This is a genomic window from Xanthomonas sp. NCPPB 901 (assembly GCF_056725085.1).
In genome coordinates this window covers 2,076,993-2,091,220 of the sequence record NZ_CM161511.1, presented here as the reverse complement: position 1 = coordinate 2,091,220, position 14,228 = coordinate 2,076,993, and the positions used below count along the sequence as shown (strand labels likewise).

13 protein-coding genes are annotated in these 14,228 nt (G+C 70.8%); 6 read left to right on the top strand and 7 right to left on the bottom strand.

Translation table 11 applies throughout. The annotated features are described in order from the left end of the window. Nucleotides 1-43: 43 nt before the first annotated feature. Complete coding sequence (locus AC1PME_RS08615; protein WP_481097877.1) at nt 44-1,339, bottom strand: S8 family serine peptidase; 1,296 nt, start codon at nt 1,337-1,339, stop codon at nt 44-46. Between the two features lie 81 nt (nt 1,340-1,420). On the opposite strand from AC1PME_RS08615, the gene AC1PME_RS08610 reads away from it, so the two are divergent. Beyond that, nucleotides 1,421-1,954, top strand: a complete 534-nt coding sequence (locus tag AC1PME_RS08610; RefSeq protein WP_481097876.1) for an RNA polymerase sigma factor — start codon at nt 1,421-1,423, stop codon at nt 1,952-1,954. Continuing rightward, a complete protein-coding gene (locus tag AC1PME_RS08605; RefSeq protein ID WP_481097875.1) occupies nt 1,951-2,739 on the top strand; it encodes an anti-sigma factor in 789 nt (262 codons plus the stop codon). The genes AC1PME_RS08610 and AC1PME_RS08605 overlap by 4 nt, the downstream gene beginning before the upstream one ends. Before the next feature lie 197 nt (nt 2,740-2,936). Here AC1PME_RS08605 and AC1PME_RS08600 read toward each other — a convergent pair whose 3' ends face one another. The 3 genes from AC1PME_RS08600 to AC1PME_RS08590 all read right to left on the bottom strand — a co-directional run bounded on the left by AC1PME_RS08600 (nt 2,937) and on the right by AC1PME_RS08590 (nt 4,828). Then, complete coding sequence (locus AC1PME_RS08600) at nt 2,937-3,467, bottom strand: MarR family winged helix-turn-helix transcriptional regulator (protein WP_254461178.1); 531 nt, start codon at nt 3,465-3,467, stop codon at nt 2,937-2,939. Between the two features lie 144 nt (nt 3,468-3,611). Then, nucleotides 3,612-4,439, bottom strand: a complete 828-nt coding sequence (locus tag AC1PME_RS08595; protein WP_481097874.1) for a DUF3298 and DUF4163 domain-containing protein — start codon at nt 4,437-4,439, stop codon at nt 3,612-3,614. A 104-nt stretch (nt 4,440-4,543) separates the two neighbouring features. Continuing rightward, on the bottom strand, nt 4,544-4,828 hold the full coding sequence (locus AC1PME_RS08590) for a GNAT family N-acetyltransferase (RefSeq protein WP_481097873.1): 285 nt from the start codon (nt 4,826-4,828) through the stop codon (nt 4,544-4,546). 216 nt (nt 4,829-5,044) lie between these two features. Here AC1PME_RS08590 and AC1PME_RS08585 point away from each other — a divergent pair, with 216 nt between their 5' ends. Beyond that, nucleotides 5,045-5,251 carry a hypothetical protein gene (locus AC1PME_RS08585; protein ID WP_307549915.1) on the top strand — a complete coding sequence of 69 codons (207 nt, stop codon included), beginning with the start codon at nt 5,045-5,047 and terminating at the stop codon, nt 5,249-5,251. Nucleotides 5,252-5,409: 158 nt separating this feature from the next. On the opposite strand, the gene AC1PME_RS08580 is transcribed toward AC1PME_RS08585, so the two are convergent. Both AC1PME_RS08580 and AC1PME_RS08575 read right to left on the bottom strand, forming a co-directional pair. Then, nucleotides 5,410-6,045: a rhomboid family intramembrane serine protease gene (locus AC1PME_RS08580; protein WP_254461174.1), complete on the bottom strand. Its 636-nt coding sequence runs from the start codon at nt 6,043-6,045 to the stop codon at nt 5,410-5,412. Between the two features lie 8 nt (nt 6,046-6,053). Continuing rightward, complete coding sequence (locus AC1PME_RS08575; RefSeq protein ID WP_481097872.1) at nt 6,054-7,610, bottom strand: POT-type proton-dependent oligopeptide transporter; 1,557 nt, start codon at nt 7,608-7,610, stop codon at nt 6,054-6,056. A 169-nt stretch (nt 7,611-7,779) separates the two neighbouring features. On the opposite strand from AC1PME_RS08575, the gene AC1PME_RS08570 reads away from it, so the two are divergent. From AC1PME_RS08570 to AC1PME_RS08560, 3 genes are all read left to right on the top strand, one after another. Next, nucleotides 7,780-9,552, top strand: coding sequence for a M14 family metallopeptidase (locus AC1PME_RS08570; protein WP_481097871.1), 1,773 nt, complete (start codon nt 7,780-7,782; stop codon nt 9,550-9,552). A 76-nt stretch (nt 9,553-9,628) separates the two neighbouring features. Continuing rightward, nucleotides 9,629-11,881 carry a beta-glucosidase family protein gene (locus AC1PME_RS08565; protein WP_254461171.1) on the top strand — a complete coding sequence of 751 codons (2,253 nt, stop codon included), beginning with the start codon at nt 9,629-9,631 and terminating at the stop codon, nt 11,879-11,881. A 177-nt stretch (nt 11,882-12,058) separates the two neighbouring features. Beyond that, a complete protein-coding gene (locus AC1PME_RS08560) occupies nt 12,059-12,946 on the top strand; it encodes an endonuclease/exonuclease/phosphatase family protein (RefSeq protein ID WP_481097870.1) in 888 nt (295 codons plus the stop codon). 422 nt (nt 12,947-13,368) lie between these two features. Here AC1PME_RS08560 and AC1PME_RS08555 read toward each other — a convergent pair whose 3' ends face one another. Further along, nucleotides 13,369-13,980: a superoxide dismutase gene (locus AC1PME_RS08555; protein ID WP_254461169.1), complete on the bottom strand. Its 612-nt coding sequence runs from the start codon at nt 13,978-13,980 to the stop codon at nt 13,369-13,371. Nucleotides 13,981-14,228: the final 248 nt, after the last annotated feature.

Below are 14,228 nucleotides of genomic sequence, written 5' to 3'. Positions count from 1 at the left end.
GGCGCGGAACATCCCCCGCGCGGCGGACGCAGACAGAAAGCGTTCAGCCGCCCGGCGCGCGCTGCAGCGCCAGGTCCGCGCCAAGCAGGCCAGCGCCGTACACCGGATCGGTGCCGGGCGCGCCGAGATCGCGTGCCTGCGCCTGCAACTGCGCGCGCACCTGCGCGGCCGCCTGCGGATCCGGCCGCGACAGTGCCTGCGCCGCCAGCCGCGCCACCAGCGGCGCGGCGAAAGAGGTGCCGCGCTGCATCTGCCAGGGGCCTTGCGGCGCCGCCGCGATCAAGGCGCCGACCGCGGCGAAGGCGACTTGCGGTCCTCGCCCGGCTTCGGGCAAGACCCGCCCACGCGCATCCACCGCGGTCACCCCAAGCACGCCGGGATAGGCCGCGGGATACAGCGGCGGTGCCGCCGGGCCGTCGTTGCCGACCGCCGCGACCAGCACGTGGCCGCGCGCGAGCATGCGCTGCACGGCCAGTTGCAGCGCGCGATTGGGGCCGCCGATCAGGCTGATGTTGACCACCGGCACCTGCCGCTGCGCCATCCACGCCAGCGCCGCGACCAATTCCACCGCGGTGCCGCCGTCGGCCTGCCCGCAGTAGATGTCGGCCGCATACAGCGTGCGCGCGAACGGCCCGTGCGCCACCGCGCGCCCGGCCAGCAACGAGGCGACCGCCGTGCCATGCGGTTGCGCGCGCACCTGCCCGTCGCAGCCCCAGGGCTGCACCTGGATGCCGGCCAGTGCCGGATGCGCGGCGTCCACGCCGCTGTCGATCAGGCCGACCACGAACCCGCCCACTGCGGCCTCCGCAGTTGCCGGTGCAGCGGCTGCGCTGGCCGCTGCCGGGGGCGCCGCCGCCGATCCGCTGTAGACGTGGTTGTAGTCGTAGTCGCCCTGCGGATCGCGCTCGCGCAATTGCTGCAGCGCGCGGCGCGTGGACAGGCCCGACGGCACCTGCAGCACCACCAGGCGCAGGCCGAATTCGCCGAAGCTACGCTGCTCCAGCACCGCGAAGCCGGCCGCCTGCGCCGCCCGCAGCGCCGCCGGGTCCGGTTCCAGCGCCACCACCTGCCCGCGCATCACCACCGCGCCGCCCTCGTCGCGCTCCAGCCCGCGCGGATCGCTGCGCAGCAGCGCCTGCAGGCGTTTGAGCCGCAGCCGTTCGAGGTCGCCGCGCGCGTCCTGCAGCGACTGTCCCAGCCGATCCATCCCGCCTTGCATGCCCTGGGTGACGTCCTGCACCAGGCCGCCGGCCGATGGCAGCGCCAACTGCGCCAGCGCCGGTGTCGCCACCGCCAGCAAGGCCACCGCCATCCAGCGCATCCGCCTGCCCGTCGCCATGCCCCACTCCGTCGTCCGCCCCTGTTGGCGTGCCACACTAATCCTGCCATCCCGACCCGCCGTGAACGCCGCGCCGCGCCCATGGAAGAAACCGCCTCCGCCGAACGTATCCCCCACATGCATGCCGATCCCACGGCCGCCGTCGGCGACGGCATCTGTACCCTGCTGCCGCAGTTGCGGCGCTTCGCGCGTGCCGTCGCCGGCCACCGCGAGGATGCCGACGACCTGCTGCAGATCGCGATCGAACGCGCCCTGCGCCGCGCCGCGCAATGGCGGCCGGAGACGCCGCTGCAGTACTGGCTGTACGGCATCATCCGCCACGCCTGGATCGACGAGGTACGGGCACAGCGGCGACGGCGGCACCTGTTCGTCGATGCCGCCGAGGGCGAACACGTCGGCGACACGCCGCTGGAGCGGCAGCAGGACTGGATGGCGGTGCAGGCCGCGATGGCCGGCCTGCCCGAGGAACAACGCCTGGCGATCGCGCTGGTGCTGATCGAAGGCCTGTCCTACAAGGATGCCGCGGCGGTGCTGGAGATTCCGCTCGGCACACTCACCCGCCGGCTCGCGCGCGGGCGCGAGGCCCTGCAGGCGTCACTGGAGGCGACCGCATGAACACCACGATCGACGCACTCACCCTGCAGGCCTACGCCGACGGCGAACTGGACGCGGCGCAGGCCGCGCAGGTGGAAGCGGCGCTGCGTACCGATCCACAGCTGGCACAGGCGCTGGAGCGGTTGCGCCAGCTGCAGGCGCGGCTGCGCGCCGGCTTCGCCCCGGTGCTGGACGAAGCCGTGCCCGCACGCTTGCTCGCCGCTGCGCGCGCACGACCAACCGACGCGCCCGGCCAGGACGCCGCTGTCGCGGCGCGGCCTCCCTCGCCCGTCCATGCGACGGCGCAGGCGAGCCGGCCGACGCCGCTGCGGCCGCGGGCGCGCCGCCGCTGGGCGCTGCCGGCGGCGTTGGCGGCGGCATTGCTGCTGGGGCTGTGGATCGCGCAGCGGCAGTTGCCGCAGGGCGCTGCGCCGGGCCCGACGTTCGTGGCGACCCAGGGCGGCATCGCCGAGGGCGCGCTCGCGCAGGCGCTGGCGCAGCAGTTGTCCGGCCACAACCAGGGCAGCGTGCGCATCGGCCTGAGCTTCCGCGATCGCGACGGCCATTACTGCCGCACCTTCGCCATGGCGCGCGCCAACGCCGGCCTGGCCTGCCAGCGCGATGGCGCATGGCGGGTGGAACTTCTGGTGCCCGCCGACGCGCGCGGCGACGGCAACGGTGGCGGCATGCGCATGGCGGCCAGCCCGATGCCGGCCGCCGTGCTGCAAGCGGTGGATGCACGGATTGCCGGCGAGGCGCTGGATGCCGACGGCGAACAGCGCGCACGCGCGCGTGGCTGGCGCTAGCGGCAGCGCAACGCCCTGACTCCGTTGGGATGGACAGCGCGACCGAGGAGCGACCTTCAATCACTCCGGGACACGTCCGTTAGGAGCGGCTTCAGCCGCGACGGGCTTATCGGGAACGCCCGTCGCGGCTGAAGCCGCTCCTACAGGCATGCTGCATTCCGCTCGACTGTCGCGGAAGCAGCGTCTTCGAGGTGTCCTTATGGCAGCGCGGCCTGCGTCTTCGATTCGGCAGCATCGAGGCCGTCGATGCCGGCCAGCATCTTTTTCAGCAGCGTCTCCAACTGCTGCTGTTCGCCGGCATCCAGCGCCGCGGTCTCCGCATCCAGGAACGCGCACACGTCCGGCAGCAGCCGCTCGATCAGGGCGATGCCGGCCGGCTGCAGGGTCAGCGCGACCTTGCGCCGGTCTTCCGGACTGGCCGTGCGCGACAGCAGCCCCTTACTGCACAGGCTGTCGGTGAGACGGGTGATGTTGGCCGGTTTCTCACTGGCGGCCTCGGCCACCTCGGTGGGGGTGATGCACTGCTCGGGCGTGCCATACAGCATCATCAGGATCTCGTACTCCGGCGGGCTGATGCCGTACTCCTTGAGCACGCCGCTGGCGTTGGCATGCACGCGCTTGTACAGATGCTTGACCAACCGGACCAGGACGGCGGGTTCGCGCGGGAAAGCGGGATAACGCGCGCAAGTGTGCGCCACACGCCGCTCGGTCTGATCGAAACTGCCCATGAGGAAATCGATTGCAAAGTGGGGTGGCCGCCAATGCTACCCATTGCGCACCGCCCCGACGAGGGCAGGCGTTGCGTTCCGGCGCGCTGTCGACGCGATGCACCAAACGCGTTCGTCCAAGCGCAATGGCGCACTCGCGACCGCTCAGGCGGCGAACAGCGACGCGTACTCCGGCGCCACCAGGGGGCGCAGCACGCTGGCCGGCACGTCCACCGTCTGCGTGCCATCGGCGTACGGCCCCACCTGATACGGCGGGAACACGAAGCGCAAGGCGGTGATCTTGCCCGCCGCGTCGACCAGCGGCTGGAACTGGCTGAAGTTGCTGGCCTGCGGCTCGGTGCCTTCGGCGATCATCTTGCTGGCGCTGCGCACCTGCTCCTGCTGATCCTCCGGCGGCACCTGCTCGGCATCGACCCGCGCCTGCACCGCCTGGCGCAGTTGCGCGGCGGCGTAGTCGGCGACCTGTTTCCAGTGCGCCGCATCCGGGATCAGCGTTTCGGCGGTGAGCATGCGCTGCTGCTGCGGCAGCCACACCCAGCGCGCCACCAGCGGTTCGCCATGCGCGCCGCCGGTATAGCGGCTGCCGTCGGCGCTCAGCGCGACCAGATCCGGACGCTCCAGCAGCATCTCGAACTGCAACGAGAGTTCGTAGGGTGCGCGCGGGCGATCGTTGCCAAGCCCGTCCACCGCCTCCATCAGCTCGCTGCGCGCGTTCTGCGCATAGCGGTTGGCGGCGTCGGCCAGCCCCGGATAGCGGTTGATCGCCGGCGGGAAAGTGATCCCGACCACATAGCTGGGGCTGTGCTCGACGATATCCTTCAGTTCCGGCGGCGTGGCCGGCGCCTGCTCCGCGACCGCCGGCGCGGCGGCCTCGGCCTGCGCCGCGGCGGGCGCTGGTGCGGCAGCCGGTTCCTCGCGCTTGCAACCGGCCATTGCCAGTGCCGCCGCGACCGCCAGTGCCGTCCATGCCATCCGCCCGTTGCCCATCGTCTCTGCCCTGCTCACGTTCGACTGCCCCTGTTCCTGCGATGTCTGTGGAAATGCGCGCATTATCGCGCCGTTGCGATGCCGCGCGCTCAGCCGAGCAGCGCGGCGTACTGCGGATGCCGCTGGATGAACAGCGCCGCGTACGAACACGCCGGCACCACCTTCCAGCCTTGCGCCTGTGCATACTCAAGCGCGGCGGTGACCAGTTGCGCAGCCAGGCCGCGCCCACCGATCGGCGCCGGCACCCCGGTATGGGTGATGACCATGCGCCCCTGCTCCAGCACGTAGTCGAGTTCGGCGCGATGGCCGTCGACTTCCAGGGAGAAGCGGCGCTGCTGCGGATCGTGCGTGATCGGGACGTTGGCTGCGGACATGGGGAGCGGGCGGTGTCGCGGAGCACGCAGTGTCCGCTGCCGCTTGCCGCGACGATGTGAAACACCCGCTCCGGCGCGTCACGCCGCCGACGCGGTGCGTCGGCCACCCGCCGCTCAAGTCGTGCCGCGCGTGGCCGATACCGCCGGGACGGGCCGAAAACCTGGCACGGGAGTTGCAACTCCCATCACGCAGCGATCCAACAGGGAGCCACGCGCATGAGCGAGAACGAGAGCAAATACGACCAGGGCGACCACAACGCCTCCCTGCTGGAAGGGCTGTTCCAACTGTCGGTCCACGGCGACCACCAGGGCGGCGAGTTCAAGCAGCTCGACAACGAGGTCTACCAGCGCCTCAAGCGCACCTACGAGAATGCCGCCATCGGCAGCGCCAAGGTGCAGTTGCGCGGCCAGCAGACCCGCTGAGCGTCGATGGCGGCCGAACGGGCCGCCGCCGCCCGCCCTTGCGCAATGCGGCCGTCCCCGGCCGCGCCGACGCCCCGGCGTCTCTCCCGACGCAGCGCACCCGACAGGCGCCACTCACGCGGCGCCGCACTGCCGTGCTGGCGTCGGCGCGCCGCGCGTCACCCGCGCCCGAAGCGCGGGTTCGCCAGCTCACCCAAGAAGTGCTGCAGTATCGACGGTTCCATGATCAGCAGGAACATCACGCCGAACGCCGCGCCGGCCAGGTGCGCACTGTGGTTGACGTTGTCGCCGCCGCGGCGGTCCATCCAGATGCTGTAGCCGACATAGAACACGGCATAGAGGATGGCGGGGATCGGAATCGGGATGAAGAAGAAGAAGATCCCGGTCCAGGGCGCCATCAGGATGAAGGCGAACAGCACCGCCGACACCGCGCCGGACGCGCCCAGGCTCATGTAGTTGGGGTTCTTCTGGTTCTTCAGGTAGCTGGGCAGGATCGAGACCACCAGCGCCGCCAGGTAGAACAGCGGATACACCAGCATGTTGCCGGTCAGCCGCTCCATCAGGACCTCGATCGGGCCGCCGAAGAAGTACAGCGTGACCATGTTGAACAGCAGGTGCGGGAAATCGGCGTGGATGAAGCCGTAGGTCACCAGCCGGTCGTACTGCTTGTGGCGGTCGATCGCCGGCGGCCACAGGATCAGCCGGTCGAGCAGCCGGCGGTTGTTGAACGCCGCCCACGACACGAGCACGGTCAGGACGATCAGGATCAGGTTGACGGGGGTGACGGAAGGCATGCGGGGTCTCAGGCGGGGCGGTAGTGGTCGACCATGCGGTAGCGGCGCGCGTACAGCCCGAACAGCAGTGCGGCGACGAAAGCGAAGGCGGCGAAGAAGAACATCAGGAACGCGGTCTCGCTGAGCCCGGTGCTGCCGATGTGCGCGGTGACGCGCTCGTTGCGCACCGCGGCGTTGGACAGCAGCACCCACAGGTTGCCGACGGTGGTGGTGAGGTTCCAGAAACTCATCACCACGCCCTTCATCGACTGCGGCGCCTGGCTGTAGGCGAACTCCAGGCCGGTCGCCGAGACCAGCACTTCGCCGAAGGTGAGCAGCGCATAGGGCAGGATCTGCCAGGCGATGGACAAGGCGTCGCCGCCGTCCATCATCACCTGCAGGCTGCCGACCACGATCCAGGCCAGGCCGCTGAAGGCGATGCCGGCGGTCATCCGCCGCAGCGCGGTCGGCTCGTAGCCGCGCCGGCGCAGCAACGGGTACAGCACCAGGTTGTTGAACGGGATCAGCAGCATCACCAGCGCCGGATTCAGCGCCTGCATCTGCGAGGCGCTGAACCACGCCGGCATCTGCATCTGCTGGCCCTGCAGCACCCAGGTCGAGGCCTTCTGGTCGAACAGCGAGAAGAACGGGGTGACCAGCGCGAACACCACCAGCACCCGCAGCACCGCGCGCACGCCGTCCACCGCGGCGTCCGGATGCACCGCGCGGGCGCGTTCCAGCTGCCACCAGGTGCCGCCGCCGATGCCGGCCAGCAGCAGCACCAGCGCCATGCACAGGCAGATCACCAGGCCCAGCGTCGGCACCAATGCGAACGTGCCCAGCGCCAGCAGCACCGCCACGCCGGCCAGGGCCAGCCCGGGACGCCCCTGCCCCGGCACCTGCCGCAGCAACGCGGTGCGCACCACCTGGGCGAAGCCGTGCGGATCCTTGGGCGGCAGCGGCACGCGCACGTAGCGGTGGCGCCCGGCCCAGAACACCAGGGTGGCCACCAGCATCAGGATGCCGGGGATGCCGAACGCCCACGCCGGGCCCAGGTTCTTCAGCGCCAGCGGGATCAGCAGCGAGGCGAACAGCGAGCCGAAGTTGATGATCCAGTAAAAGGCGTCGAACACCACCTTGGCCAGGTGCTTGTTGCCCTGGTCGAACTGGTCGCCCATGAACGAGGCCACCAGCGGCTTGATCCCGCCCGCGCCCAGCGCGATCAGGCCCAGGCCGAGGAAGAAACCGCTGCGGTGGCCCTCGAACAGCGCCAGGCACAGGTGTCCCGCGCAGTAGACCAGGCTGAACCAGAGAATGGTGTTGTACTTGCCGAAGAAGCGATCGGCCAGCCAGCCGCCGAGCAGCGGGAAGAAGTACACGCCGATCATGAAGCTGTGCATGATGTGCTTGGCCTCGGCCTCGCGGCCGGGCGCGGTCACTTCCTGCAGCAACAGCGAGGTGATCAGGAACTGCACCAGGATGTTGCGCATCCCGTAGAAGCTGAAGCGCTCGCAGGCCTCGTTGCCGATGATGTACGGAATCTGCCGCGGCATGCGCGCGGTGGCGCGTTCCTGCGCCGCGCTCATGCGGCGTGTCTCGTGGTGGCTTGGCTGCTCACGGGCCCTCGTCCAGGCAAAATTTTCAGAAGGTTACCCGATCGTTCCGGCGAATCGAACCGCTAGGGCGTGTCCTAGGGTGCTTTCGCAATCGGCGCGCTGCCCGCATCATGGGGGCCTGTCCCGAGACGGTGCCGAGATGATCCGACCCTGGCTGGCCTGCCTGCTGTTGCCGATGCTGCTGTGCAGCATGCCATCCCTGGCCAGCGATGCGGGCCTGTCCACCGAGGCCGAGCGCAGCGGGTTCGCGCGCACCGGCCGCTACGCCGAAACCATCGCCCTGTGCGATGCGTTCGCGCAGCGCTACCCGCAATCGGTGCGCTGCTTCGACTTCGGCACCTCGCCCGAAGGCCGGCCGATGAAGGCGCTGGCGGTGTCCACCTCCGGCACCCTGGACGCGGCGGGCGCGCAGGCGCGCAAGCTGCCGGTGGTGCTGATCCAGGGCGGCATCCACGCCGGCGAGATCGACGGCAAGGACGCCGGCTTCCTGGCGCTGCGCCAGTTGCTCGACGGCCAGGCCGCGCGCGGCGCGCTGGACAAGCAGGTGTGGCTGTTCGTGCCGGTGTTCAACGTCGACGGGCACGAGCGTTTCGGCGCCTGGAACCGGCCCAACCAGCGCGGCCCGGAACAGATGGGCTGGCGCACCACCGCGCAGAACCTCAACCTCAACCGCGACTACGTCAAGGCCGATGCGCCGGAGATGCAGGCGATGCTGCGCCTGGTCGAGCAGTGGGATCCGCTGCTGTACGTGGACCTGCACGTCACCGACGGCGCGCAGTTCGAGCACGACGTGTCGATCCAGGTGGAACCGCTGCGCGCCGGCGACGCCGCGCTGCGCGGCGACGGCCTGCGCCTGCGCGACGGCGTGCTCGCCGACCTGAAGCGGCAGGGGTCGCTGCCGCTGCCGTACTACCCCTCGTTCGTGGTCAACGACGACCCCGCCTCCGGCTTCGAGGACGGCGTGCCCACGCCGCGCTTCTCGCACGGCTACTTCCAGCTGCGCAACCGCTTCGGCATGCTGGTGGAGACGCACTCGTGGAAGCGCTACCCCGAGCGCGTGCGCATCACCCGCAACACCATCGTCTCGGTGCTGCAGCAGGTGGCGCGGCACGGTGCGCAGTGGCGCGCCGACGCGCTGGCCGCCGATGCCCGCGCGCAAGCGCTGGGCGGGCAGACCGTGGCGCTGGACTACCGCACCACCGACGCCTCGCACCTGGTCGACTTCCGCGGCTACGCCTACACGCGCACGCTCTCGCCGGTCTCCGGCGCGTTGATGACCCGCTACGACGAACGCACCCCGCAACGCTGGCGGGTGCCGCTGCGCGACCAGGTCGTGCCCAGCGTGGAGGTCGCCGCGCCGCGCGCCGGCTACGTGGTGCCGGCGGCGCAGGCCGCCCTGGTCGGTGCCAAGCTGCGCCAGCACGGCATCGCCTTCCGCACCCTGGAGCACGACGCCACCCTGCCGGTGCAGACCTTCCGCGCCGACACCGCCAACTTCGCCGCACGCTCCTCCGAAGGCCACCAGCGGCTCAGCGTCACCGGCGCCTGGAAGCCGGAAACCCGCGCCGTCGGCGCCGGCGCGCTGTTCGTGCCCATCGCCCAGCCCAAGGCGCGGCTGCTGATGGCGCTGCTGGAACCGCAGGCACCGGATTCGCTGCTGCAATGGGGCGAGTTCAACAGTGCGTTCGAGCGCGCCGAGTACATGGAGGACTACGTCGCCGAGGACGTGGCGCGGCAGATGCTGGCCAGCGACCCGGCGCTCAAGGCCGAGTTCGAGGACAAGCTCGAACACGATGCGGCCTTCGCCAAGGATCCGCAGGCACGGCTGGAGTTCTTCTACCGCCGCCACAGCTCCTGGGACGAGCGCTACCGCCTGTACCCGGTCATGCGCAGCGACGAAGCCCCGTCCTGATCCGCGGTTCCGCCCTCCCCCCGACTCCCCCCGATGCGCCTTCCCTTCATCTGCTAGAGAGGCTGTTCGCCCCGCTATGAAAACGTTTACAGGATCCCTTTGCCTGACCCTCGCGCTGGCCGCGCCCGCCACCGCCGCCCCGCCGGCGACGGCCGCCAGCGCCACCTCCACGACGAACGCCGCCGCCGATGCGCAGCGCCCGTGGAACGACCGCACCCTGTCGCCGGACCGGCGCGCCGCGCTGCTGGTGCAGGCGATGACCCCGGACGAGAAGTTCCAGCTGCTGCACAGCTACTTCGGCCTGGGCAAGGACGGCGGCCCGCGGCCGCCCGGCGCGCTCGGCTCGGCCGGCTACGTGCCGGCGATCGCGCGCCTGGGCATCCCGTCGCAGCAACTGGCCGATGCCGGCCTCGGCGTGACCAACCCCGGCAACATCCGCCCCGGCGACCATGCCACCGCGATGCCGTCCGGCCCCGCCACCGCCGCCACCTGGAACCGCGCGCTGGCCTTCGCCGGCGGTGAGACCATGGGCCGCGAGGCCTGGCAACAGGGCTTCAACGTGCTGCTGGCCGGCAGCGTCAACCTGCAGCGCGACCCGCGCAACGGCCGCAACTTCGAGTACGCCGGCGAGGACCCGCTGCTGGCCGGGGTGATGGTCGGCGAATCGATCCGCGGCGTGCAGAGCCAGCATGTGGTCTCGACCATGAAGCACTTCGCGATGAACGACCTGGAGACCGGGCGCAACACCCACAGCGCCGACATCGGCGAGCAGGCCATGCACGAGTCGGACCTGCTGGCCTTCGAGCTGGCGCTGAAGATCGGCCAGCCCGGCTCGGTGATGTGTTCGTACAACCGCATCAACGGCGTGTACGGCTGCGAGAACGACTACCTGCTCAACCAGGTGCTGAAGCAGGAATGGAAGTTCCCCGGCTACGTGATGTCCGACTGGGGCGGCGTGCACAGCGGCTCCAAGGCGGCGCTGGCCGGCCTGGACCAGCAATCGGCCGGCGAAGTGTTCGACAAGGCGGTGTACTTCGACCAGCCGCTGCGCATGGCGGTGGCCGCCGGCACCGTGCCGCAGGCGCGCCTGGACGACATGGTCAAGCGCATCCTGCGCGCGTTCTTCGCCACCGGCAGTTTCGACAACCCGCCGCAGCACCAGCCGATCGACGACGCCGCCGGCGGCCTGGCCGCGCAGCGCGTGGTCGAGGAAGGCACGGTGCTGTTGCGCAACGAGGGCAAGCTGCTGCCGCTGTCGCGCAGCGTGCGCCGCATCGCGGTGATCGGCGGCCATGCCGACAAGGGCGTGATCGGTGGCGGCGGGTCCTCGATGGTCGGCGTCACCGTCAACGGCGGCAACGCGGTGCCGGGGATCGCCCCGACCACCTGGCCCGGCCCGGTGATGTTCCATCCGTCCTCGCCGCTGCAGGCGCTGCGCAAGGCCCTGCCCAACGCGCAGATCGACTATGCCAGCGGCGACGACCCGGCCGCGGCGGCCAAGCTCGCGCGCGCGGCCGACGTAGCCATCGTGTTCGCCACGCAGTGGTCGGCCGAGTCGGTGGACCTGCCGGACATCGCCCTGCCCGGCAAGCAGGACGCGCTGATCGCCCGGGTGGCCAAGGCCAACCCGAAGACGGTGGTGGTGCTGGAGACCAACGGCCCGGTGGCGATGCCGTGGCTGCAGCAGGTGCCGGCGGTGCTGGAGGCCTGGTACCCGGGCATCCGCGGCGGCGAAGGGCTGGCGCGGCTGCTGCTGGGCGAGGTCAATCCGTCCGGGCGCCTGCCGGTGACCTGGCTGCGCGACGTGTCGCAACTGCCGCGGCCGTCGATTCCCGGCCTGGGCTTCAAGCCCGCGCAGCCGGCCGGCAGCAACGTCGACTACACCATCGAAGGCGCCAACGTCGGCTACCGCTGGTTCGCCGCGCGCGGCCTGGAGCCGGTGTATCCGTTCGGCTATGGCCTGTCCTACACCACGTTCGCCTACAGCAACTTCAAGGTGCAGGCCGACGGCGACCGCGTCGTCGCCAGCTTCGACGTGCGCAACACCGGCGACCGCGAAGGGGCCGACGTGCCGCAGCTCTACCTGCGCCTGCCGCAGGGCCACCACACCCCGATCCGCCTGGTCGGCTGGGACAAGCTGACGCTCAAGCCGGGCGAAAGCCGCCACGTCAGCATCGTCGCCGAGCCCAAGACCCTGGCCGACTACGACCCGAAGCAGCGCCGCTGGCACATCGCCGCCGGCGACTACGAACTGCTGCTGGGCCGTTCGGCGACGCAGGTGGAGGCGCGCGCGCCGCTGCACCTGAAGGACCGCGTGCTGCAGCACTGACCGCGGGCCGCGGCGGCCGCGCCGCGGCCCGGTGCCAGCCCCGCCTCCGCGCCCATGCGCGCCGGAGGCGGGGCGATGTTCGCATTGCCACCCGCACGGCAGCGATTGTGTGGCGGCCGCCGCAGCGCCGCCGGCTGTATACGCAACCCTGAGGCGCTGCGCCGTAGCATCCTGCGCATGAATCCCCGCGTCTTCCGATGGCATCGCACCGGCTGGCTGTTGCTGGCCGTGGCGGCATTGGCGCAGGCGCAGGTGGCCGCGGACGCAGTGCCGACGGTCTCGGCGACACCGGACAGCGCCCTCACCGTGGTCACCCTCACGCTCGCCCCGGATCCGCGCGCGGCGCAGGACGGCGACGACTGGAGCGCGCGCCGCGAGCGCATCGTCGCGGCCCTGCAGCGCCTGCAGCCCGACGCCATCGCCCTGCAGGAAGTGCTGCAGACGCCGGAGATGCCGAACCAGGCGCAATGGCTGGCCGCGCGCCTGGGCTACCACTGCCATTTCATCAGCCCCGATCCGCCGAGCCGGCCGCAACGCCGCGGCAATGCGCTGTTGACTCGCCTGCCGGTGCTGGAGGAGGCCGAGACCTTGCTGCATCCGCTGGAGGACTACAGCGTGGCCGGCCTGGTGCGGGTGGATCTGCACGGGCAGCCGGTGAACCTGTACTTCACCCGCCTGCACGCCGCCCGCGATGGCGGCGCCAGCCGCCGCGAACAGGCCGAGGATCTGATGGCATGGATCGACGCCACCGCCGAGGGCGTGCCGTCGCTGCTGGCCGGCGGCTTCTTCGCCGCGGCGCGCGCGCCCGAGCTGGCGCCGCTGGCGGTGCGCTTCGAGGACGGCAGCGTGCGCGGCGAGTCGACGCGCAACCGGATCGCCGTGCGCGCGCCCGGCACGGCGGCGGCCGCCGATCACGTGTTCTTCGAACGCGGCCACTTCCGCCCCCTGCACGGCGCGCGCCTGTTCGCGCCGGCACCGGACCTGCGCGCGGCCGGCACGCGCGGCCTGCTGATGGCGCTGCAACCGCTCGATCCGCTGCCGGAGCCGCTGCCGCCGATACCGTAGCGCACGGCGGGCCGGGCGCGTTCGCGCGCCGCGCGAGCACAGCCGTGCGATGCGGCGCATGCGAATGCCATCGGCATCGGCAAGCCACCGGCCCGGGACGATCGGGCACCTCACGCATCACGGCATCGTGTACGCGACGGCCTTGCACGGACAACCTGATCGCGGCTGAAGCCGCTCCTACGCGCGTGCGGCCCCGAGGTGATAGACGCCCTGGCGACGCCGCGGCGCAAGCGGTGGCCGATGCGGTGCGGACCGCCATCGCTGCGAAGCAGGCTGCGCACGCGTACGGTGGGCGACTTGCCACCGCGCCTCGCCGCGCCGCGCAGCCACGCCCGCCTGCACCGCCAGCGCGTCCGTGTGGCATCCCCACAAAAAAGGCCGGGCGAACCCGGCCTTGTTCCTGCTGCGGCGCTGGCGCGCGATCAGCCGATCGCGGCGTGGTAGCGGCGCTCCACTTCCTTCCAGTCGACCACGTTGAAGAACGCGCCGATGTAGTCCGGACGGCGGTTCTGGTACTTCAGGTAGTAGGCGTGTTCCCACACGTCCAGGCCCAGGATCGGGGTATTGCCCTCGAACAGCGGGCTGTCCTGGTTGGCGGTGCTCTCGACCACCAGCTTCTTGTCGGGGGTGACGCTGAGCCAGGCCCAGCCGCTGCCGAAACGGGTCAGCGCGGCCTTGGTGAAGGCCTCCTTGAACTTGTCGAAGCCGCCCAGTTCGCTGTCGATCGCCTTGGCGACGTCGCCGCTGGGGGTGCCGCCGGCGTTGGGCGCCATCACCGTCCAGAACAGCGAGTGGTTGGCATGGCCGCCACCGTTGTTGCGCACCGGACCCTGCAGGTTCTCCGGCAGCGACTTCAGCTTGGACACCAGCGCCTCGATCGGCAGATCGGCGTACTCGGTGCCTTCCAGCGCGGCGTTGACGTTGTTGATGTAGGTCTGGTGATGCTTGGTGTGATGGATCTCCATCGTCTGCGCATCGATGTGCGGTTCCAGCGCGTCGTAGGCGTAGGGCAACTTGGGGAGGGTGTAGGCCATGCGGTTCTCCTGGACTTTCGCCGTCGAAAGGACGAGCGTTGCGTGAGCAATGGTAGGGACGGTCGGCAACCTTACCAAGGGCGCGGCTGGGGAAACATCGTCCCATCCCGCGGCGGCGGTGTCGGCCGGCGTAACGAATCGGCGCCTACCATGCCCCACGCCCCGGTTAGTCGGATGTGAATCGCCCGCGCTACCGCCATGACCGGCGGCGTTTAGAGCGGGAACAGGCAGGCCGGCCCATACTGTGC